At 62.2% G+C, this 22,452-nt stretch carries 14 protein-coding genes and 2 tRNA genes; 5 read left to right on the top strand and 11 right to left on the bottom strand.

The annotated features are described in order from the left end of the window. Position 1 precedes the first annotated feature (1 nt). From yedE to EIH26_RS04195, 3 genes are all read right to left on the bottom strand, one after another. On the bottom strand, positions 2-1,066 hold the full coding sequence (gene yedE / locus EIH26_RS04205) for a YedE family putative selenium transporter (RefSeq protein ID WP_124061034.1): 1,065 nt from the start codon (positions 1,064-1,066) through the stop codon (positions 2-4). A 254-nt stretch (positions 1,067-1,320) separates the two neighbouring features. Continuing rightward, positions 1,321-2,364: a tryptophan--tRNA ligase gene (gene trpS, locus EIH26_RS04200; RefSeq protein WP_124061033.1), complete on the bottom strand. Its 1,044-nt coding sequence runs from the start codon at positions 2,362-2,364 to the stop codon at positions 1,321-1,323. Positions 2,365-2,482: 118 nt separating this feature from the next. Beyond that, positions 2,483-3,712 carry an FAD-dependent oxidoreductase gene (locus EIH26_RS04195; RefSeq protein WP_124061032.1) on the bottom strand — a complete coding sequence of 410 codons (1,230 nt, stop codon included), beginning with the start codon at positions 3,710-3,712 and terminating at the stop codon, positions 2,483-2,485. Positions 3,713-3,845: 133 nt separating this feature from the next. On the opposite strand from EIH26_RS04195, the gene EIH26_RS04190 reads away from it, so the two are divergent. Then, positions 3,846-3,920, top strand: a tRNA-Val gene (locus tag EIH26_RS04190). A gap of 191 nt (positions 3,921-4,111) precedes the next feature. Here the strand turns inward: EIH26_RS04190 and ettA are convergent. The 8 genes from ettA to EIH26_RS04150 all read right to left on the bottom strand — a co-directional run bounded on the left by ettA (position 4,112) and on the right by EIH26_RS04150 (position 16,516). Further along, positions 4,112-5,791, bottom strand: coding sequence for an energy-dependent translational throttle protein EttA (gene ettA, locus EIH26_RS04185; protein WP_124061031.1), 1,680 nt, complete (start codon positions 5,789-5,791; stop codon positions 4,112-4,114). 171 nt (positions 5,792-5,962) lie between these two features. After that, positions 5,963-6,166, bottom strand: a complete 204-nt coding sequence (locus EIH26_RS04180; protein ID WP_241152753.1) for an FAD-binding protein — start codon at positions 6,164-6,166, stop codon at positions 5,963-5,965. Positions 6,167-6,189: 23 nt separating this feature from the next. Beyond that, positions 6,190-8,055: a hypothetical protein gene (locus tag EIH26_RS04175; protein WP_124061030.1), complete on the bottom strand. Its 1,866-nt coding sequence runs from the start codon at positions 8,053-8,055 to the stop codon at positions 6,190-6,192. A gap of 587 nt (positions 8,056-8,642) precedes the next feature. Continuing rightward, positions 8,643-8,718 (bottom strand) — tRNA-Ile (locus tag EIH26_RS04170). A gap of 145 nt (positions 8,719-8,863) precedes the next feature. Beyond that, complete coding sequence (rlmKL, locus tag EIH26_RS04165) at positions 8,864-11,161, bottom strand: bifunctional 23S rRNA (guanine(2069)-N(7))-methyltransferase RlmK/23S rRNA (guanine(2445)-N(2))-methyltransferase RlmL (RefSeq protein WP_124061029.1); 2,298 nt, start codon at positions 11,159-11,161, stop codon at positions 8,864-8,866. Between the two features lie 18 nt (positions 11,162-11,179). Beyond that, positions 11,180-12,292, bottom strand: coding sequence for an RNA polymerase sigma factor RpoD (gene rpoD / locus EIH26_RS04160; RefSeq protein WP_241152823.1), 1,113 nt, complete (start codon positions 12,290-12,292; stop codon positions 11,180-11,182). A 370-nt stretch (positions 12,293-12,662) separates the two neighbouring features. Then, the gene (gene priA / locus EIH26_RS04155) at positions 12,663-14,978 is read right to left on the bottom strand and encodes a primosomal protein N' (protein ID WP_124061779.1); all 2,316 of its coding nucleotides are present in this window, start codon (positions 14,976-14,978) and stop codon (positions 12,663-12,665) included. 53 nt (positions 14,979-15,031) lie between these two features. After that, a complete protein-coding gene (locus tag EIH26_RS04150; protein WP_124061028.1) occupies positions 15,032-16,516 on the bottom strand; it encodes an aldehyde dehydrogenase family protein in 1,485 nt (494 codons plus the stop codon). A gap of 128 nt (positions 16,517-16,644) precedes the next feature. Between EIH26_RS04150 and EIH26_RS04145 the strand changes: the two genes are divergently transcribed. From EIH26_RS04145 to EIH26_RS04130, 4 genes are all read left to right on the top strand, one after another. Further along, entirely contained in the window at positions 16,645-18,057 is a 1,413-nt protein-coding gene (locus EIH26_RS04145) for a PLP-dependent aminotransferase family protein (protein ID WP_124061027.1), read from the top strand. A gap of 233 nt (positions 18,058-18,290) precedes the next feature. Then, positions 18,291-19,148 (top strand): methylenetetrahydrofolate reductase, encoded by an 858-nt coding sequence (locus tag EIH26_RS04140; protein ID WP_124061026.1) that lies wholly within the window; start codon positions 18,291-18,293, stop codon positions 19,146-19,148. A 35-nt stretch (positions 19,149-19,183) separates the two neighbouring features. Continuing rightward, positions 19,184-19,825, top strand: coding sequence for a vitamin B12 dependent methionine synthase (locus EIH26_RS04135; protein WP_241152752.1), 642 nt, complete (start codon positions 19,184-19,186; stop codon positions 19,823-19,825). Beyond that, positions 19,813-22,293, top strand: coding sequence for a homocysteine S-methyltransferase family protein (locus EIH26_RS04130; protein WP_124061024.1), 2,481 nt, complete (start codon positions 19,813-19,815; stop codon positions 22,291-22,293). Before EIH26_RS04135 ends, EIH26_RS04130 begins: the two co-directional genes overlap by 13 nt. Positions 22,294-22,452: the final 159 nt, after the last annotated feature.

The raw sequence follows: 22,452 nt of genomic DNA, 5'->3' as shown, positions 1-22,452 counted from the left end.
GCTACGCGTCGGCCCGTTTGATGTTGACCGCGGCAAGCACCGCAAGCGCGACGATGCTGACCACCGTCATGACCTGCCCGGCAAACGTGGTTCCCGTCGGGCTCGACGCGATGCCGAAGTTGTGGCAGAACGCCGCACCGATCAAAAGACCCAGGAAGGTGACGGCGGAATCGGCCGATCCGGATCCAGCCAGCACCAGCTGACGCAGCGGGCAGCCGCCCATAAGCGTGGCGGACAGACCGACCACGAACAGGCCGAGGATGTTCCACAGCGCTTCGGAGTGAGCGATGGGCTGCGACTCGAAACCCACGGTGAAATGCCCGGTTGCCAGGTTGTACACCAGCACGCCCGCAAACAGGATGCCGATCACGATCAGCCCGCTGAAATCGCGCGCGATGGCCACGTCGCGGATACCGCCCGCGAAGCACAGGCGGGACTTCTGCGCAAGGGCGCCGAAGGCCAAACCGCCGATGATAGAAATTGCCACGGGGGCGTGCTTGCTGCCGGGACCCTCGGCCGAGACGGCGAACAGAGAGGTGACGAGGCTGAGCACGAACAGAACCAGCAGCACGGCGGGCAGGATGTAGCCCTCCGACTTATGAAGCGTCGCCGTGGCGCGACCCAGGGAAAAGCCCTTCTTCAACGCGAAAACTCCGACCATGATGCCGGCGGCAAAGCCTACCAGCCCAACCCAAGCGTTAAGGTCGCCGGCAGCCATGCGCAGGATCATGCGCAGCGGGCAGCCCAGAAACACCAGCGCTCCAATGGACATGACGAAGCCCAGGAAAAAGCGGGTGAGCGGAGACGACCCCGCAGTCGACTTGAACTCGCGCCCCGCGATGGACATGACGAACGCGCCCAACACAATGCCGATGATCTCGGGCCTGAGATACTGGACGGGCGCAGCCGTGTGCAGCTTCAACGCACCGGCGCTGTCGCGGATAAAGCACGCGACGCAGATGGCCATGTTGCCCGGATTCCCCGCTGCCGCCAAAGTGATGGCGACAGCTGCCGCGATCACGCCGCACACCGCGAGAACCAAGCGCTCCTTGGTAAGTGAATTCATAGGTACGGTCCCCTTTTTTACAAAAACCGATGGTATTGCGCCAACCGGCAGTTGCCCGATCGGCGGCTTCGTCCGCATACAGGTTCCGACCCCGCAGACGGGTCGGCAAGCGCTTCCCTTCGGCGCCCTGTGATTGCGAACGGTATGCAGAAAGGCCAACGGTTCGGCGCGAAACCGCCCTCGAAGGGCGCAACGCAGAAAGGGAACGCATCGCAGAACGCGTCCGTACGCCGATCGCATCGATGAGCCGATCGTTAATATACCATTCCCATGGCTTCCCGTACCTCGGCAAGCGTGGTCTCGGCGATCTCGTTCATGCGGCGATTGCCTTCGCGAAGCACGTCGCGCACGTAATCCAGATCGCCCTCGAATGCGGCGCGGCGCTCGCGATGCGGGGCCAGAAAACCGTTCACACTCTCGGTAACCAGCTTCTTCAGCGCACCCGATCCCCCGTCGCCGATCTCGTCGGCGATCTCGATCTCGCTGCGGCCGGTACACAGCGCCGCGGTGGTCAGCAGAGCCGAAACGCCGGGACGGCTTTCCTTGTCGAAGGTGATGTGGCGATCCGAGTCGGTTTGGGATTTTTTGATGAGCTTCGCCGTTTCGGCCTCGGTGGCGCCCAGCATGATGGAGTTGCCGTAGCTCTTCGACATCTTGCGGCCGTCAAGTCCGGGGATCTCGATGGCGTCTGACAGCACGCCTTCGGGTTCGGGGAATACGCTGCCGTAACGTTCGTTGAAGCGGCGCGCGATCTGACGCGTGAGTTCGATATGGGGCAGCTGATCTTTGCCCACCGGCACGATGTTGCCCTTGCAGAACAGAATGTCGCACGCCTGGTGGACCGGATAGGTGAGCAAAAGACCCGTAAGCGCATGCCCCGACGCCTCCATCTCGGCCTTCACCGTGGGATTGCGCTGCAGCTCGGACTCGCTGACCAGCGAGAGGAACGGAAGCATCAGCTGGTTGGCGGCGGGAACCGCGGAATGAACGAAGATGGGGGTCTTTTCCGGGTCGATGCCCGCGGCCAGGTAGTCCATCACCATGTTGTACACGTTGTCCTGGATGTTGGCCGTGGTATCCCGATCGGTAATGACTTGGTAGTCGGCGATGAGGACGTAGGTGGTGATGCCGAGGTTTTGCAACGCCACGCGATTCATGATGCTGCCGAAGTAATGCCCCAGATGCAAGCGGCCGGTCGGGCGGTCGCCGGTGAGCATCGTGTACTTTCCAGGATGAACGGGCAAGTCGGCACGGATATCGTCAGAGCGCTTCCTGCTCGCTTCAAAAGTATCGCTCATAGATGTCTCTTTCATCGTCGAAGTGTCGGTTCCGTCAAACCCCACCAGTATACCCGCAAAAGTCCGCAATCAGGCGATCTTGCGCGATCCTCGGAGCGGACTGCGGACACCCCTGCGCTCAGGACGCCGCGGTGCGCTCCATGTAATCGAGCATCGAGCGGGCGGCGCGTTTGGCACTCTGAACCGCATGCACCACGGTAAGCGGCCCGAGCACCACGTCGCCTGCCGCGAACACGCCGGGAACCGTGGTCATGCAACTGTCGTCCACAACCAACAGACCCCGGTCGTCCGACTTCAATCCCGGCGTTGTGAGCACCAGCTTGTTCTTAGGAGTCTGGGACACGCAGATGATGGTGGTGTCGGCGTACTCCTGAACCAGGTCGTCGGAGTAACCGACCGGCGCCCCTTCATCGTCGAACAGGGTGTCTTTGAACAGCGGGCCGTCTTCTCCGATGGATTGGATCAGCTTTCCGCATACGATCTGGGCTCCGTCCAGCTTGGCGTACTCCACCTCGTCCATGCTGGCCGAGATGTTGCGGCTGCGCGCGTAGATGCGCGCCTCGCGGGCCCCGTTGCGCAAAACCGTGCGCGCAACGTCCATGGCCACGTTGCCCGCACCGATCACGGCCACCCGCTCGCCCACCGGGCACGCCTCGGGCATCTTCAGATAGTCCACGCCGAAATACACGTTGGCCCGCGCCTCGCCGGGGGTTCCCAACTTCTTCGCACGACCCGCGCCCGTGCCGACAAACACCGTATCGTACCCGTCGCGCATCAGATCGCCGATATGCAGCGACTCGCCCACCGCCGTGTTGGGACGCACCCTTACCCGCGCGGCATCCAGCAGCTTGCGGAACCGATCTACGTAACTGCGCGGAAGGCGAAACGACGGGATGCCGTATTCCAGCACGCCGCCGATACTGGATTCCATCTCGAACACGGTGACCTCGCAACCCGCCTCGGCCAGCTTCAGCGCGACGGTAATGCCCGCCGGGCCTGCCCCGATAACGGCAACGCGCTTGCCGGAAAACGGAGCGGACGCGACCTTCACGCGATCGAGATAGATGTCCGAAAGATAGCTTTCTATGGCACTGAAATGGACCGGGGCCTTGCCCGTACGGTTGAGTATGCAGTTTCCCTCGCACTGCGCAGCGTGATTGCACACCAGCGAGCACACCGAACTCATCGGGTTGTTCGAGAACAGGATATCTCCCGCCTCGTTCATACGGCGCTCGTTGAACAGCTTGATCACTTCGGGAATCGGAGTGCTTACGGGACACCCCTTCTGACACAGAGGCTTTTTGCAATTCAAACAGCGACGCGCCTCTTCGATGATATGCAGCGACATAGCCCACCCCTTTGGAATACGATGCACGGCAAGCAGTGTATCCCAGAACGATCGCTACACTTTCGCGAAAAGACCTTGCATCGGCGACAGGATGCGGCTAGAATATCCAAACGCGTTATCCGTAACGCACTTCGGTCGCTTGGCTCAGCGGGAGAGCATCGCCTTCACACGGCGGGGGTCACAGGTTCAAATCCTGTAGCGACCACCATGAATCGTCGAGCCGCCCTTCGGGGCGGCTCGTTTTCTTCTCTCGGCCATCATGAGAAAAACCGGCGGGGTATAGACACAAAAGTGTGTCTGGAGGCTAATCGATTGAATGCGGATAGGGAGAAGGGCTGTGGAACTCCGCCTCGAAAAGGCGCCCGACCGGCTAACCTGAGCGATCGGGCGCCATCGCGGCTAATCGCGCGTGAGCTTGCGATGAACGCGGTGGGGCTTCGACAGATCGGGACCCAACCGCTTTTCGCGGTCTTCCTGATACGCCTCGAAGTTGCCCTCGAACCAATGCCATTTCGCGGGGTTCTCGTCGGTTCCCTCCCACGCCAGGATATGCGTGGCCACGCGGTCAAGGAACCAGCGATCGTGGCTGACCACCACAGCGCAGCCCGGGAAGGCCAGAAGCGCCTCCTCCAAACTTGCCAGCGTCTCGGTATCGAGGTCGTTGGTGGGTTCGTCAAGCAGCAGCAGATTGCCGCCCTGCTTCAGCGTGAGCGCCAGGTTCAGGCGGTTGCGCTCGCCGCCCGACAGCACACCCGCGGGTTTCTGCTGGTCGGAACCTTTAAAACCGAAGCTGGCCACATAGGCGCGGCTGGGGATCTCGGTGTCGCCCACCTGCATGAAGTCGGTGCCGCCCGAAACCACCTCCCACAACTTGGTGTCGGGATCGATTCCCTCGCGACCCTGGTCGACATAGGAGATCTTTACGGACTCGCCGATGCTCAGAGAACCGCTGTCGGGCTGCTCGATGCCCATGATCATCTTGAACAGCGTGGACTTGCCAACACCGTTGGGGCCGATCACGCCGACGATGCCATTGGGGGGAAGCGAGAAGGACAGTCCGTCGAACAGCACGCGGTTCCCGAACGACTTGCACAGATCCTCAACTTCGATGACCTTCGCACCCAAACGCGGGCCCACCGGAATCTGGATCTCGGTGAAGTCGAGCTTCTTGCCGGAAGCGGCCTCTGCGGCCATCTGATCGTAGCGCTCGAGACGGGCCTTGCTCTTCGCCTGGCGAGCCTTGGGGCTGGAGCGAACCCATTCCAGTTCGGCGGCGAGCTTCTTGGCAAGGCGCTCCTGCTGAACGCCCTGGGAGGCGATGCGGGCAGCCTTCGTCTCGAGGTAGGTAGAATAGTTGCCCTTGTAGGGGAACAAACTGCCGCGATCCACCTCGCAGATCCACTCGGCCACATGATCGAGGAAGTAACGGTCGTGCGTGACGGCCAGGACGGCGCCGGGGTACGTGCGCAGAAACTGCTCGAGCCACAGCACCGACTCGGCGTCGAGGTGGTTGGTGGGCTCGTCAAGCAGCAGCAGATCGGGGGCTTCAAGCAGCAAGCGGCACAGCGCCACGCGACGGCGCTCGCCCCCCGACAGCACGTTGACCGGCATGTCGGGATCGGGGCACTGGAGCGCATCCATGGCCTGGGACAACTTGCTGTCCAGATCCCAGCCGTCGGCGGCGTCGATCTCGGTTTGCAACTTGCCCATCTCGTCCATCAGGGCGTCGAAGTCGGCATCGGGGTCGGCCATCTCCGCACCGATCGCGTTGAAGCGGGCCACCTTGGCGTACACGTCGCCGAAGGCCAGCTGAACGTTTTCGAGAACGGTCCTATCCTCTTCGAGGGGAGGCTCTTGCAAAAGGATTCCCACGCTGTAACCGGGCGTAAGGCGCGCATCGCCGTTGGAGACGTCTTCGATGCCGGCCATGATCTTTAGCAGGGTCGACTTACCCATGCCGTTAGGGCCCACCACGCCGATCTTCGCTCCCGGGTAGAAGCTGAGGGTAACGTCGTCGAGAATGACCTTGTCGCCATGCGCCTTGCGCGCCTGGTGCATTTGGTAGATGAATTCGGCCATGGTACCTTCCTGAATGTCGATGCGATAAACGCCCTTCATTGTCCCACAGATGACCCGAAACGGCGAGTGCCGCAAGAGGCCCGCAGAAGCAGAGCGAACCTATAGCGACGAGAAACGAAAAAGGCGGAGGGCCAATCGGCCCTCCGCCCAATGCTTCGCAAAAATCGCGCCCTATCGGATGGCTGCAGCGGCGTATTTGCCGGCCAAGCGCCCCCCGCTGTACGCGCACATGAGGCTGTAGCCTTCATAGTCGCAGTATGGAGCGCTCATCAGCGTACCGTTATCGGCACCGGCCACAAACAGCCCCTCGATGGGCATACCCTCTTTGTCGATCGCCTGCAGGTGGTCGTTCGTACGGATGCCGCCGATGGTCACCGTACCTCTTGCTTCGAGAAGCGCTAGTCGCGACGGCGCCTGAATGCCGCAAACCCAAGAACGGAGAGAGCGGCGGCCACACTCGATGCAACCGCAGCGAGACCCGCGCTGTCACCGGTCTTCGGCATGGCGGTCTTCTTGTCGCCCTCGACCGGTTTCTGGCTTTCGGCGGGCTTGGGCTGGTCTACTGCAGGATCCATCCGGTCGGCAGGTTTCCCAGGTTCGGGCTTCACCTGATCGGAGGGCTTGCCGGGCTCGGGCTTCTTATCGTCGGGCAATTCGGGGGTCGGCACGGGAGCAGGAGCGGGCTGGCGGGAATCTGCGCCCTTCTCGTATTTAATGTCCAAATCTCCGTTCGCCTCGGCCACAAACGACACGAATGCGCGGCCGTCCTCCCCTGTGAACAGGCGCACCTTGCCAAGCGTGCCGTCATCCGACGCATAGAAGAACGTGGTGGGCCTATAGCCGTCGAACTTCTTCACCAGATCGAGGTCGTCCATATAAATTCGCACCTCTGACCCGGGAACGATGCCCTCCTTCGCCACCTTCACCTGGGCTCCATCAGCCTCGAAGTACTTGTCGATCAGGTGAGACGGAGCGTCTTCGGCATGGTGGCGGTAGCGTATGTTCATCGTGTAAGCGGACTTCGGATCGAGGTTCGCTTCCTTCAGCGCATCGCCCGCCTCGACAAGCGTCTTCAGCGCGCCTTCGACCGCTTCCTCGGAAGGATAGGCCGTGTTCAGAACCTCCTGGGCGTTGGTAAGAGCGTCGCGGAACGCACGACCCGAAGAGGCCTCCCATCCCTTTCCGTCGGCCGGCTTGCGGTCGAGGGCCTTGAAGAACGTCGCCTTCAGCTTGCCGGTGTCCACCGCCTTGCGCTCGATCACAGGCAGCTTGCCGGAAAGATCCTCCAGCTCGGCTGCCGTGCGATCGAAATCGCGCTGGGTGCTGAGGGCACCGCCCTCGTGGGATCCCACGATGAACTTCAGATCCTCGGTTGCCATAAGCGCTTTAGCGCGCAGATAGCTTGCATAGAACGCGTCGTAGGCCTTGGTTTCGTACCCCTTGCCCTGCTTCGCCAGCTCGGGCACGTTCGCTATGATCTTGTTCGCCTTCTCGATGGCGGCCGAAAGCGCTTCGCGCTTGAAAGGCTCGGGGACCAGGTTCCCAAACGCCTCGTTCAGCTTCTGGCGCGCTTGTACGAGAGCATCCTGGGTAACCGTCGTGTCGGGCTTCGCCGCGTCTTCGAGCATCTTCTCGGCGGCGGCCATCTGGTCTTCGAACGCCTTCGCCGTTTCGGGCTTGATAACCATCCCCGCATTCTTGGCGGCCTCGTATTCGGCACGGTGACCGTTGAGGGCTTCGGAGAGGGGCTTGGTGTCCAGAACAGACAGCGCGGCGGGAATGGCTAGATCGACTTCCTCCCCTTTGAGGCTCATCTTTATGCTTGTGGTTCCCTTGTCCACGTAGATGGGCAAGGTGTTCTTGAACATGGTTTTGTCGTACACGCTTGCGGCGGGGTCTTCAGGCGCCCACTCGAACATCGACTTCATATACGGGTTCGGCTTCATCCACGATTCGTCGGAGTCGGTCACGTCGATATCTTGGCCGGTATAGGGCATCTTGAGCTTGCCGTACACATGGATTTCCAGTTTGCCGGTGTGATCGGTTTCGCTCGAAGCCATCACGTACATGTCGGCCTTGTCTGAAACGGCGGTGTGGACACCGTTTTTCTTCACGTAGTCGAACGTGATCTGATTCGCTTCTTCGGCCCAAGCCACGTCAGGCGATTGGATCGCACCGACGCCGGGGGCGGCTGCAACCGCGCCGCCGCACACCAATCCGACTGCAAGCGCCCCGGCCGTAACCTTGCGCATACCTTCCCTCATACATTCTCCTATCGAAGTTAGATCCGATTAACACTCGGAGAAAAATACCATTTCCCATTTTTGTTATCAATAGCTAATTTTTTGACGGAAGAGGTTGCCTGGTGATTCGAGCTGCCGGCTCGAAGCGCCGCTTCGACGCCGTGAAACATGCTGTGTGCTCGCTTCTTTCTCGTGACCGCCTGTTGACCGTCAACGTATTGCCGTGTAGCATCCACCTCGTATAGAACATCTGTTCGATAAATGCGGGAACGTCGATCTCCGGCGTGATGTGCACAACCACCATCACGTACAGGTAAAGCGCATGAACTTTCAGGGCCTATTGAGGGCATTTGAACTAGGTAAACGCATGAATTCATCAACACGTTTTGGCCTATAACTTAAAGATCGTCCATCAGAGACGATCAGATCCGACAGGGCCCGAGGAGGTGCGCGCATGAGGGCGGCGAGTCGGGGGGTACTGGCGGGTGTTCTACGAGCCTCCCCTGGCCCACCTCTCCCCACACACGGAGAACAGCTACCGGAGCGCGGGGACAGCGGCAAGGAAGAGAAAGGCCAGACCGTTTGACGGGTCTGGCCTGGCGTTTCGATGGTGCGCCCTGCAGGACTCGAACCTGCAACCAAAGGATTATGAGTCCTCTGCTCCAACCATTGAGCTAAGGGCGCGTACCGGGGTATTCTAACGCAACCGAACCGCTTGCGCACCTTTCCCTACGAGAAACGCAATGATTCTGACACGCGAGAACCAAAACCGCGCTCAGCTGGGCTTGCTCGTCGCAAAAACCCGCGATCAATCGCAACCGCGCTCCCTTTACGCCCTCGTCACGATATAGCATTTGTGGATCTTGGGCGTACGCGCGAAATCGGCGGGGATGGTGTCGGCCGAAACGTCTTCAAGCACCACGCCATAGCGCTCGAGCTTCTGGAGATCGGGTTTGAACGAGCGCAGATTGCACGAGAAGACGGCCTCTCCCTCCTCAGAAAGCAAACGCGTCACGTTGATCAGCAGCTCCACATGGTCGCGCTGAACGTCCCAGGTGCGCCGCCCCATCGACTTCGAGTTCGAGAACGTGGGCGGATCGACGAAGATCACGTCGAAGCGCCTGCCCGACCGCCGCGCATCGGTAAGCCAGCGCATCACATCGCCGCGCTCGAACGAATGCTCCGATCCGTCGAAACCGTTCGCCAGCATATTGCGGTCGGCCCACTCCAGATACGTCTGAGACAGATCGACCGTCACGGTGCTGCGCGCGCCGCCTCCCGCCGCGTACACCGTAGCCGTTCCGGTGTACGCGAACAGGTTCAGGAACCTGGCATCTTGAGCGCGCTTTCCCACCAGGCTCCGCGTAATGCGATGATCGAGGAAGATACCCGTGTCCAAGCGTCCGTTCAAATCGACCTCGAACGTATAGCCGCCCTCCTCGATGGTGGTCACGTAGGGACGATCTCCCGCATCGCGGTACTGGCTGCCGCCCTTGTCGCGCGTCCGCGTCTTCGAGAACACATGGTCGGGACGCACATCGCACACCACCGGAGCGATGCTCAGCACGTCCGCAAAACGATGATGGGCCTTTTGAGGATCGACCGACGATGGAGCCGCGTACTCGGAAATATGCAGATACGTGTTACCGCGCGCCTGCCCGCAGCCCTCGTACACATCGATGGCCACCGCATATTCGGGAAGATCGGCGTCGTAGATGCGGTAACAGGAAACACCCTCTGCCGCCGCCCATTTCCTCCGCTCCTTCAGCACCTTGCGCAGGCGCGAAGCGAACTGGATCGATCCCGCATCGTACACCTGAACCGTGCGCGGCGCTCCACCGGCGGAATCGGGAATCTCGATGGCAACCCCCGCATCCGGAGCGATATCGAACACGCGAAGAGCGGTCTGGACCCGATCGCGGCCGACCCGATCGTTGGTCTTCGGCTTTCCTTTGAATCGAGCAGCCGCGCCCGCACCTCCCGCTATGGCGAACACCGAGCCTTCGGGCGCGGCGGCGCAGGCGTTCACGAACGCGATCTCGGCCGCCTGCAAACTGGCTCGCTTGCCCGCCGCGCGCGCCTCGGGATTGGCGGCAACCAGCAGCCCGGTTGCGGGAGCCGAAGCGAAGCGGTTGGCAACGAGGGAAACGCGCCGCACCAGATGGGCGATGGTTTCGGCATCTCCGATCTCGACGCTGGCAGCAGGACGCAAACCGGCACGGCGAATATGATCGCGCGCCCTCGAAATAGCCGGTGACGAAGCGGCTGCGCCCACGAACCGCACGCGCGTCGTGTCGGGCCGGGCACCTGGGCCCGCAGCAAGCGCCTCAGGCCCCGCAATACGGGAAAGCCCCGCTTCAAAACGGCGTTCCGCTTCGCGCACAAGCTTTCTCCATAGCGCTTCGTCGTGCCCTTTCCATCCCAAGAACCCCCAGCGCTCGCGACCCAGTCCCGCAGCGCGATCGCATGCCGCAGACACCGCTTCGCAAAGCAGCACGCCGTTTCCGCACACCGGATCGATAAACCCGAACCCTTCCGCAGCATGCTGGGACCACGAAGCCCGCGAGAGCAAACCGGCGGCAAGCAGCGCCTCAAGAGCGGCGTCGTCGGTATCGTCGTTCGAAAAGTAAGACCGGTTTCCCAGCGCTCCCCCCGCCAGATCGAGCGAGATCGTGGCTTTCTCGTTGCGGATGCGCACATCGATGGCCACACGACGGGGCCTCTCGGACGACGCCGCGCGCTCGGGCGCGCATTCACGCAGGCGGTCTGCCACCGCGTCTTTCACCTTCAACGAGGTGAAGCGCGTATTGCGCAGCTGCTCGTTGGTACCCGACGCGTGAACGGCCACGCTGGCCTCGCTGGACACGATATCTTCCCAAGCGATTCCATGCGCGCCCGCGTACAGCGCATCGGCATCGACTGCGCTCACGCGGTCGAGCACCAGCATCACGCGGGCCGAAAGACGCGACCATAGACAGGCGCGGTACGCCGCTTCCAGATCGCAGAAAAAAGCAACGCCCCCGGCTAAGGGGCGCACTTTCCTGATGCGAAACGTTTTCAGTTCCTCGGCAAGCTGCCCCTCCATGCCAGAGAGGCAGCTTGCGAACAGTTCCAGTTGCTGAGTCATGCAGTCCTCGGATTGAGATTAGTCTTCCAGGTAGTCTTTGAGCTTTGACGAACGGGAGGGATGGCGCAGCTTGGCAAGCGTTTTGCTCTCGATCTGACGGATGCGCTCGCGCGTGACGCCGAACTCCTTGCCCACTTCCTCAAGCGTGCGGGGATGACCGTCTTCCAATCCGAAGCGCAGGCTGATAACTTTGCGCTCGCGCTCTGCCAAGCCGTCCAGCACCTTGGCCAGCTGCTCTTGCAGCATAGAGAAGCTGGCGGCGTCGGGGGGAACCACCGCATCGGCATCCTCGATGAAGTCTCCCAGCTGGCTGTCCTCTTCCTCGCCGATGGGGGTTTCGAGGCTCACCGGTTCCTGGCTGATCTTCTGGATCTCGCGCACGCGCTCGGCGGTAAGACCCATCTCCTCGCCGATCTCGTCGGGGGTTGGCTCGCGACCCAGCGACTGAAGCAGCTGGCGCTGGATGCGCACGAGCTTGTTGATGGTCTCGACCATGTGCACGGGAATGCGGATGGTGCGGGCCTGGTCAGCGATGGCGCGCGTGATGGCCTGGCGGATCCACCAGGTAGCGTACGTCGAGAACTTGAAGCCCTTCTTGTAGTCGAACTTCTCGACTGCGCGGATAAGGCCGAGGTTGCCTTCCTGGATAAGGTCGAGGAACAGCATTCCGCGACCCACATAGCGCTTGGCGATAGATACGACCAGGCGAAGGTTCGCCTCGATAAGCTGCTGCTTCGCGTCGATACCCACCTGCTCGATGCGACCGAGGCGCCGCTTCTCGCGACGTTCCAGCTCGACGCCCTCCTCTTCTGCGCGCTCGAGCTCTTCGGTAGCCGCCACGCCCGCCTCGATCTTCATGGCCAGATCGATCTCTTCTGCGGCGGTAAGCAGCGGAACCTTTCCGATTTCCTTCAGGTACATGCGAACCGGATCGCCCGTGAGCATGGTGACGCCCGCGTCGGCCGCGCGGCGGCGCGACTTCACCTTGCTGACGCGGCTGTTGGTGACTTTGGGAAGCTGGACGTCGGAAACGGCCTTCAGCTCCTCCTCGGGAATGCCCTCGAGCAGATCCTCGTGATCGGAGTCGGAGTGGTCCTTGTCGGCATCGGCCGCATCGACCGCACCGATCACCTCGGGCTCGACGTCGTCGGAGTCCTCGAATTCGTCGGCATCGGCTTCAGCGGTTTTCTCGGCGACGGGCTTCTTCGGCTTGGAGCCCGCCTTCTTCGCCGCGCCGGGCGCAGCGTCCTTTCCAGATCCGATCGCTCCCTCTTCGACGCTCTCGATAAGATCACCTGCTTTTTCGTCTGCGATACGCTTGGTTTTCGTCGTTGTCTTTTCCGAGGCTTCGGCCACGTGAACTTCCTTTCGACCCTGGAGCTTCTACCCGCATCCTCCTGAATTTGGGCGCAAAGATACAAGGGTGAATTCTACTACGTTTTCAATCGGACGGTAAGGCTCATCGGAATTATGGAGGCGAATCCGCGTTCTCTCGACGCGCCTACAGCAGGTCGTTCGGATCGACATCCACCGCTACGCTTACGTGCGGATCGGCTTTACGGGAACGGAACAGCGGCAGAAGCACGCGGGCGATATCCGCGTCAACCGGGCATTTCACCACGATATGCCAGCGATAGGTATTGCGCAGCTTCGCCAGCACGCAGGAAACGGCGTCCTGCACGCGCCAAGACGAGCCTCCGTGCTCGCTCACGCGCCGCACAAGGTCGCGCTGAAGCGCTTTGGCCTGGGCCTCCACCGACTTCTCATCTTTCCCCCACACTAAAACGTTGGCCATCCTAACGTAGGGAGGGTACCCGAGCATTTTGCGCTTGGGCAGCTCGTCACGGAGAAACAGCGCCCGGTCGTAACCGGCCGCCGCGCGAATGGCGGCATGATCGGCCTCGTAGGTCTGCACCATCACCCGTCCGGGAAGCTTGCCGCGCCCTGCGCGCCCAGCCACCTGTTCAACCAGGTCGAACGTTCGTTCGGCAGCCCGATAGTCGGGAAGGTTCAGCATGGTGTCCGCGTTGATGACCCCCACCAGGGTCACATCGTCGAAGTCCAGGCCCTTCGCGATCATCTGGGTTCCCAGCAGCACCGCGGCATCGGCCGAAGCGAACCGATCGAGCAGGTTCTGGTGAGCGTTTTTCCCCTTGGTGGTGTCGGCGTCCATCCGAATGATGGGCACCGGCGACGCTACACTGGAAAACCCGTCGATCAACATGCGCAGATCCGCCTCGACGCGCTGAGTGCCGGCCCCGAACTTCTTCAGGTACGGACTGGAGCATTCCGGACAGGTTACCGGCACGGGAATACGGAAGCCGCAGTGGTGACAGGCCAGATAAGACCCCTGCTCGTGATAGGTAAGCGACGTGGAGCAGTGCGGACAGGAGGGTACGAACCCGCACTCGCGGCACAGCACGAACTTCGCGAATCCGCGCTGGTTCAACATGAGCACGGCCTTGTGCCCCGCGGCCAGTTCTTCCTCCAAGGCGTTCGCCAGCGTGCGCGAGAACATCGAGCGCGAACCCCGGCCGAACTCTTTGGCCATATCGATCACGGTGATCTGCGGCAAAGGCCTCCCGTTCGCACGCTCGGGCAGAACCACCGCACGCCACAGAGGGTCTTTAACCGCGGCATGCAGGCTCTCGATCGACGGGGTGGCCGAACCCAGCACCAAGGTCGCCCCCGCGCGGCGCACCATCCACAGCGCCACATCGCGCGCATGGTAGCGCGGAGCGCTGTCCTGCTTGTAGGAACCCTCGTGCTCCTCGTCGATGATGATGAGACCCAGATTGGACAGGGGCGTGAACAGGGCGCTGCGCGCACCCACGACCACGCGGGCCTCGCCCGAGCGGATGAAGTCCCACTGATCGTAGCGCTCGCCCTGGCTCATGCGGGAGTGCATGACGGCCACCCGATCGCCGAACCTCCCGCGAAAGCGCGCAACCGTCTGGGGCGTGAGCGAGATCTCGGGGACCAGCACGATCGCCGTGCGCCCCGCATCCACCACCGACTCGATGGCCCGCAGGTACACTTCGGTCTTGCCCGATCCGGTAACGCCGTCGATCAGCACCGTCTCGCCCCGAGCCGCCGCACCGGCTGCCGCGATCGCATCCACGGCGGCCGCCTGGCCTTCGGTCAACCGAGGCTTTGCGGAAGGGACGAACGAGCGGCCAAGGCGGGCGTCTCCGCGAAAGCGACGGCGGCGCTCGATGGCGATAGCTCCTTTCGCCTCGAGCGCCTTCAAAGTAGACGCCACCGCTCCGAACTCGGCGGACAGCTCGACCGCGCGCAGATCGCCCGCTTCGAGCGCTTCGAGAATGGCGATCTGCTTCGCCGCGTTCTTGCGAGGCCGAAAGTCCTTGAACGCAGGACCGGCCGTAACCCAGCGGTCGTCCACCTCGCCTACCGCCGGCCGCTCGAGGCGCCAGCGCCCGTCACGCGAGCGAACCATGCGCGGGACGCCGCCCGGAGGGGTGAACAGGCGCACGCAGGCCGACAACGGCGCGATGTAGCGCTCGGAAAGGTACTGGGCGCATGCGGCCCCTTCTTCGTCGAAATACGCCGGTCCCAGGGCGCCGATCACGTACTTCAGCTTGGACGGGTCCATCTTCCGGGCCAGATCGAGCTCGGAGACGTCCTCGATGGCCACAACGAACCCGCACGCCCGGCGACCCCCGAACGGCACGAGAACGACGCAGCCAACGGCTACGTCGAACTCGAGATCGTCGGTTTTCTCTTCGGCAACGAGATAGGTGTAGGGGGCGTCGAGCGCCTGGGTGGGTATGTCGAGAACTACCTGAGCGATTTTCATGCAGCCAGTGTAGCAGCGATGCGCCCCAACTCCCAAACGCCCGCGCACCCTCGTTACCTGAGCGGATAGAAACCGCTGGGCGCGTCGTTCAGGTTGATCATGATGTTTTTCTTCTGCGTGTAGGCGTCCAGAACGGCGATGTCGGTCTCGCGCCCGATGCCGGACTTCTTCACGCCGCCGAAAGGAGCTCCGGCGGGAATCTGGTTGTAGGTGTTAACCCACATGCGGCCGGTCTCGACGTTGCGGGCAACGCGCAGAGCCCGCGTGATATCGCCGGTCCACACCGCGCCGCCCAAGCCGTACTCGGAATCGTTGGCCATACGGACCACTTCGTCTTCGGCCTCGAACCTGATGATCACAGCAACGGGGCCGAAGATCTCCTCGCGGGCGACGCGCATGTCGTTGGTCGCATCCGTGATGAGCGTCGGCTTGAAGAAGCTGCCCTTGGCAAGCTCTCCTTCGACGTTGCGCTCTCCACCTACGGCGATGGTCGCCCCCTCTTTTCGGGCGATATCGATGTAGGAGGCGATCTTCTGAAGCTGTCCTTCGTTGATCTGCGTGCCGATCTGCGTTTCAGGATCGAGGGGATCGCCCTGGATAACGCGACCGAACTGCTCGACCGCGCGCTCGACGAAACGGTCGTAGATACCCGACTGCACGAACACGCGCGAACCGGCGCAGCACACCTGGCCCTGGTTGAACAGGATGCCCAGCATAAGCCCGTCGATGGCCCGGTCGAGGTCGCAGTCGTCGAAATAGATGTTGGCGCTCTTGCCTCCCAGCTCGAGCGTGGCGGGAATCAGCTTCTCGGCCGCGGCCTTCGCCACGCCATAGCCCACGCCGGTGGAACCCGTGAAGGCCAGCTTGCGCAGATCGGGATGGTCGAGCAGGAACTGGCCGCACGCCGAACCCTTGCCCGAAACCACGTTGATGACGCCGGCCGGGACGACGTCTTGGATAAGCTCCATGAGGACGATGACGCTCAGCGGCGTGGTGGAAGACGTTTTGAACACGGTGCAGTCGCCTGCGGCGAGCACCGGAGCCAGCTTCCAAGCCGCCATGAGGAAGGGGAAGTTCCAAGGCACGATCTGGCCGACAACGCCGATGGGCTCGCGCATGACCAGGCTGAGCATTCCCCCGTCAAGCACCCGAGACGTCCCCTGCTCGGTGCGCACGGCGCCGGCGAACAGGCGAAAATGGTCGGCCGCGAAGGGAACGTCGATGTTCATGGTCTCGCGGATGGGCTTGCCGTTGTCCATGGACTCCACGGTGGCGAGCAGCTCTTTGTTCTCGTCGATGATATCGGCGATCTTGTTCAGGATGGCAGCCCGCTCGGCATCCCCGACGCGCTTCCAGGTGTCGAACGCCCGCCACGCAGCGGCCACGGCCGCATCCACATCCTCCTTGGTCGCCTCGGCAACATAGGCGAGGTGCCCACCGGTCGCGGGGTTGGTGGTCGCGAAGGTGCCCCCATCGGATGCGGAAACAAATTTACCATCGATGAACAGGCCGTACGTATCTTTCAAATTCACGTTCATTTCGATCTCCTTATATCGAAACCGTTCGTTGCACCTCCGATGCTAAGCGTTATCTGATACTGTTTTAAGTCCCAGTATGTTTATTTTTTTAGGTATCAGTTAGCCGAACGGAAATCACGGGAGAAGCGATGCTCACCTACGACCTGAACGAACGACCGGAAAAGCAGCCCCTGTACGAATTCTTGTACGAGCGAATCCGCGACGATATCGTGGAGGGAAGGCTTGCGCCCGGAAGCCGCCTGCCCGGTAAGCGCTCGCTTGCCAACCACCTGGGAGCATCCACCAACACAGTCATGCGCGCCTACGACACGCTGCTGGCAGAGGGATTTCTGTGCGCGCAGGAGCGCCGGGGCTATTTCGTCGAAAAGGTCAACTACGCCCCGAAGCCGAAAGCGAAGATGCGCGCGAACCCGGGCAAGCCATCTGCACGCGAAAAGGAGACCGAAGCGCGCATCGACACCCGGGGAACGCGCACGAGCCTCGATCTGTTCCCGGCAAGCATCTGGGGACGCTGCATGCGCGAGGCGCTGTCGCTGCCCACCGACGAGCTGATGCGGGCCATCCCCCATCAGGGCCTTGCCGAGCTGCGCCGCGCCCTGTGCGATTATCTCTACCGCAACCGCGGAATCGAAGCCTCCCCCGACCAGGTGGTCATCGGGCCGGGTACCGAGGTTCTGTTCGACCAACTGCTGGTTCTGCTGGGCTCGCATGCGAAGTTCGCGTTCGAGGATCCGGGGTATCGCAAACTCGAGACCATCGCCGACCTGCGCGGAACCCCCTGGGAGCGCGTGCGCTCGGACGAAAGCGGCGTGCGCGTCGACGAGCTGGAGCGTACCGGCGCATCGTTTGTGCGCACCGCTCCCGCGAACCTGTTTCCCCAGGGACGCGTCATGCCCGTGAAGCGGCGCATCGAGCTGTTCGAATGGGCGAATGCCGAAGCGGGGCGCTCCATCGTCGAAGACGACTACGACAGCGAGTTCCGATACGGATCCAAACCGTTTTCTCCCCTGTTCGCCGAAGACGTGAACGACAAGGTCGTCTACATGAACGCGTTTTCCAAAACGCTTGCGCCCTCGTTTCGCATCGGCTACATGATCCTGCCTCCCCGCCTGCTTGCGCGCTACGAAAGCTCGATCGCCCTGTTTTCAAGCGCCGTTTCCAGCTTCGAGCAGTACGCCCTTGCCCGCTTCATCGAAAAGGGCCACTTCGAGCGGCAGGTGTACCGCCTGCGCAACCACTATCGCAAAACCAAGGCCCTCGTCACAGAGGCTCTTTCCTCGTCCGACCTCGGAAGCATCCTCGACATCGAGCGATGCGACGCGGGCACGCACCTGCTGGTGAACGTGCGCACCGGCCTGTCCAACGACGAAGCGAGAGCGCGGGGACGAAAGGCGGGTATGCGCCTTTCGTTCCTCGAAGACTACACCGATCTGCAAAAGCCAGGCGAACAGAGCTCGTGCAGACTCGTGCTGAACTACGCCGGCATCACCGAAGACAACCTCGATGACGTGATCGGAGCGCTGACGACCGTGTTTATGTGACAGCGAGCCGTCGTGCGTCCCGTCTCGTTCGGCGGATGCCGGCAGAAGGACGGCTCTCCGCTTCGGTCGATGTCGCATTCTCGAGAGCGCATGGCTAGAATTCTATTATTCATATAATCCGATTTTCTGTTTCTTATATAATATGGAACCCGCTGCGATCGAGGTGTACAAAGCCGCCCCGTACCGAAACGATCGCGGTACCGAAACCTGAAACGCACGCATCGGAGGAAACCATGCGCATCACCGAGGTCTTCAACAACGCGAAGCCTATGTCGTTCGAGGTATTCCCGCCTAAAGGCCAGCTTACTATCGATGCGGCCCGCTCCGTCATAGCCGAACTGGCCCCGCTCGATCCCGGGTTCGTGTCGGTCACGTATTCGGCCGGCGGTTCGGGGAACACCGCGCTTACCGAACAGGTAGCCCAGATCGGTCAGACCGAGTTCAACCTGAACATGATGGCCCACCTCACCTGCACCGGCGCAAGCACCGAAGATATTCGGCGCCATATCGCCTCGCTCCGAAAACGAGGGGCGGAAAACGTGCTCGCGTTGCGCGGCGACGCCGTCAAAGGGGCTTGTCCCGGAGCGTTCGCCCTCGCGCGCGACCTCATCCCCATCCTGCGCGAAGCCGGCTTCTGCGTCGGGGCGGCGGCCTATCCCGAAGGTCATATCGACTGCCTGGACGACTACGAGAACATCCGCCATCTCAAGGAGAAGCAGGATGCCGGCGCCCAGTTCTTCGTAACCCAGCTCTTCTTCGACAACGACTTCGCCTACCGCTTCCTCGACCGGGCGCGCTCGGCGAACGTAACGGTTCCCATCACGTTCGGCATCATGCCGTTCCTATCGAAAAGCCAGGTGACGCGCATGGTATTCATGTGCGGTGCCAGCATGCCGGCACCCTTGGTCAAACTGCTGGCCCGCTACGAGAACGACCCGGCCAGCTTGCGCCAGGCCGGCATCGAATACGCCTGCCGCCAGATCGACGAGCTGGCGCGGTTCGGCGTGGACGGCATCCACGTGTACACCATGAACCAACCCGACATCGCGCGGGCGGCCGTAGCCGCAGCGGCGCCCTTCCTCGCACGATGAGTGACCGCAGATACCTCGTCGATCGAGCAGAAACGATGCGCTACCTGGGATATGCGGGACAAGTTGTCGATACGTCCCTTATCGGGCGCCTCGACGAGATCGCCAACGCAGCACAGCGCACCGCCTCTCCCGGATACCGCTACCGAATCTTCCCTATCGAAAAGCTCGATGAGGGCGTGCGCTTGACGGGAACGACGCTCGTCCTTCCCGGAGACGATATTGCAAGGCATCTGTCGGGTGCGCGGGAAGCGGCGCTCATGACCTGCACTCTGGGCCTTTCAAACGAGCGGGAAGGGCGGCGCATGCGCCTTCTGAACCCCCTCGATGCGTTCATGTTCGATGCCGCCGGATCGGCGCTGGTCGAATCGGTTGCCGACGCCTGCAACGCGGCCATCGTGCACGAAGCCCGAGAACGGGGATTGTACTGCAACTGGCGCTACGGTCCCGGCTACGGGGACCTTCCCCTGGACATCCAGCCCGCCATCGTGCGCATCCTTGGCGCGGAAAGGGCGCTGGGAATCACGGTGACGACGGGCAACCTGCTTGTCCCGGCCAAAAGCTCCACGGCCGTCATCGGGCTGTTCGATTCCCCGCAAGACGATAGGCGCAGCTGCGCGAACTGCTCGTTTCGCCCGTACTGCTCGATACGAAAGGAGGACACGACGTGCTACCGATAACGAACGGAACCGTCGCCGCGCGCACGCGGGATCGCGTGCGCGTAAAGGACGGCTATCTGGCCGAAGTACTGAACGGCCATGCCTATCTGGTATTCGACGGAGCCATGGGAACCATGCTGCAGAAAGGCGGCCTGGACGCCGGCGAGCTGCCCGAGCTTTTATGCCTCGACCACGCAGACGCGGTAAGCGCCGTGCACCGCTCCTACGTCCAAGCGGGCGCCCAGGTGATCACCACGAACACCTTCGGGGCCAACGAGCGCAAGCTGGAAGGCCGCGCAACGGTTGACGAGGTGTTCGGCGCTGCGATCGCGTGCGCGCTCTCGGCGCATCCGCGCTACGTAGCCGCCGACATCGGACCGACCGGCGCATTGCTCGAACCGATGGGAACGCTGTCGTTCGACGAAGCGTACCACCTGTTCGCTCAGCAGGTCCGCGCCGCCGACAAAGCCGGAGCCGACCTGTTCGTCATCGAGACGATGGCCGACCTTCTGGAAGCGAAGGCGGCGGTGCTGGCAGCCAAGGAAAACAGCGACCTTCCCGTATTCGCCACGATGACCTTCGACGAGACGGGCCGCACGTTTTTGGGCACTAGTCCGAACGTCGCGGCTTACACCCTGGATGCCCTGGGCGTCAACGCCCTGGGTGTGAACTGCTCTTTGGGCCCCGACGCTCTGGTCCCGATCGTCGAAGAGATGCTGTCGGCTGCCACCTGTCCTGTCATGGTGCAGGCAAACGCCGGATTGCCCCGGATGGAAAACGGGAAGACGGTGTTTTCCGTATCGGCGCAAGACTACGCCGCCTCCGTAAGAAAGATGGTCGATGCGGGAGCCTCCATCATCGGAGGATGCTGCGGCACCGACCCGTCCTATATCGAGCGGCTGGCCTCTCTTGTGGAAAACCGGGTGCCCGTGCGCATCCCCGCCTCTCCCGTCTGCGTCATCACCAGCGCCCAGCAGGCACTGGAGTTCCGAGGGCGATCCGTAGGCGTGATCGGAGAGCGCATCAATCCTACGGGCAAGAAAAGGCTCAAGGCCGCGCTGCGCGAGGGCGATTTCGATTACGTCGTCAACGAGGCCATCTCTCAAGACCAGGCCGGCGCCGACGCGCTGGACGTAAACGCCGGCCTGCCCGAAATAGACGAGGCCGCCTGCCTGTGCGAACTGGTTAAGCGCATCCAAAGCGTCACCGGCCTTCCGCTGCAGATCGATTCGTCGGATCCGGTCGCCGTAGAGGCCGCCGTGCGCGCCTATGCGGGAAAAGCCCTCATCAACTCCGTGAACGGCAAGGAGGAAAGCCTTCGCGCCATCCTCCCTATCGCTCGGCACTACGGATGTGCCGTCGTCGGCCTCACGCTGGATGAAAACGGCATCCCCCCTTCGGCCGAAGAGCGCTTCGCCATCGCGTGCCGCATCGTCGAGGCCGCCGAACAGGCGGGGATCCCGCGCGAAGACGTGTTCATAGACTGCCTGGTCATGTCTGCCTCAACCAATCAAAACGAGGTCGCCGACATCCTGCGCGCCGTGACGATGGTCAAAGAGCGGCTGGGCGTGCGCACCGTGCTGGGCGTGTCGAACATCAGCTTCGGGCTTCCAGCCCGACCCGTAGTCAACGCAACCTTCCTGGCGGCGGCATTCAGCGCCGGACTCGACCTGCCCATCTTGAATCCGCTGTCGGATCGCTACCGCGAGGTGGTCGACACCTGGCGCGTCCTGTGCGGACACGATGTTGGCGCACGCCGTTTCATCGAGGGCTACGCGAACTACCAAGCAACGCCCGCAGGAAAACCCGCCGACCCAGCGCAAGGCAGCTCGGAAAGCGCCCCTGCCGGACCCGCGACGTGCGCCGACGACGGGTCGCTGCACAGCGCCATCGTACAGGGCCGCAGAAAAACTGCGGGCGAGATCTGCTCGGCTCTGCTGAACGACACCGATCCGCTCGACATCATCAACCACCACCTCATCCCGGCCCTCGACGAGGTGGGCGATGCGTTCGAACGGGGAACGTTCTTCCTTCCCCAGCTTATGGCCTCGGCGGAAGCCGCCAAAGCCGGGTTCGACGTGATCAAGGCCGCCAGCGCGGCAGCGGATGTCAACAAGGGCACCGTCGCTTTGGCCACGGTCAAAGGCGATATCCACGATATCGGGAAGAACATCGTCAGGATGCTGCTGGAAAACTACGGGTACCGCGTGATCGATCTGGGTCGCGACGTCGATCCCCAGGTCGTCTTGGATTGCGTGAAAACGCACGGGGTGAAGCTCGTGGGCCTCTCGGCCCTCATGACCACCTCGATCCGAGGCATGGAAGACACCATCGCTCTGTTGAGGGCCGAAGCGCCCGATGTGCGCGTACTGGTGGGAGGCGCTGTGCTCAACCCCGAATACGCCCAGATGGTCGGAGCGGACTGGTACGCCAAGGATGCAGCGGAAACCGTGCGCATCGCCGGGGAGTTCTTCGCGAAGACGGCATAGGACGGCTTCCGCACGGCCCGCGGCGGCGCTTGCCGCAAACCGTCCGACAGCGGTTCGCCCGCCTGTGCGCAACCCCGAAGATCGTTTCCCCCCTTTCGGTGACCAAATCGCGAAAGGGGGAGGAAAACGGGTACCCTGCTTTCATGAAATCTACCGAAA

The sequence above is a fragment of the Gordonibacter sp. Marseille-P4307 genome (assembly GCF_900604965.1).
GTDB lineage: Bacteria > Actinomycetota > Coriobacteriia > Coriobacteriales > Eggerthellaceae > Berryella.
The sequence above is the reverse complement of the archived record's forward strand: the minus strand, read 5'-3'. Positions and strand labels throughout refer to the sequence as shown.

Coding starts and splice junctions, on each gene's coding strand:
- EIH26_RS04145 (WP_124061027.1), top strand. CDS start 16,645: ATGCTCACCTACGACCTGAACGAACGACCGGAAAAGCAGCCCCTGTAC.
- EIH26_RS04135 (WP_241152752.1), top strand. CDS start 19,184: ATGCGCTACCTGGGATATGCGGGACAAGTTGTCGATACGTCCCTTATC.
- EIH26_RS04140 (WP_124061026.1), top strand. CDS start 18,291: ATGCGCATCACCGAGGTCTTCAACAACGCGAAGCCTATGTCGTTCGAG.
- yedE (WP_124061034.1), bottom strand. CDS start 1,066: ATGAATTCACTTACCAAGGAGCGCTTGGTTCTCGCGGTGTGCGGCGTG.
- priA (WP_124061779.1), bottom strand. CDS start 14,978: ATGAAAATCGCTCAGGTAGTTCTCGACATACCCACCCAGGCGCTCGAC.
- EIH26_RS04195 (WP_124061032.1), bottom strand. CDS start 3,712: ATGTCGCTGCATATCATCGAAGAGGCGCGTCGCTGTTTGAATTGCAAA.
- ettA (WP_124061031.1), bottom strand. CDS start 5,791: ATGGCCGAATTCATCTACCAAATGCACCAGGCGCGCAAGGCGCATGGC.
- EIH26_RS04150 (WP_124061028.1), bottom strand. CDS start 16,516: ATGAACGTGAATTTGAAAGATACGTACGGCCTGTTCATCGATGGTAAA.
- EIH26_RS04175 (WP_124061030.1), bottom strand. CDS start 8,055: ATGAGGGAAGGTATGCGCAAGGTTACGGCCGGGGCGCTTGCAGTCGGA.
- rlmKL (WP_124061029.1), bottom strand. CDS start 11,161: ATGACTCAGCAACTGGAACTGTTCGCAAGCTGCCTCTCTGGCATGGAG.
- trpS (WP_124061033.1), bottom strand. CDS start 2,364: ATGAGCGATACTTTTGAAGCGAGCAGGAAGCGCTCTGACGATATCCGT.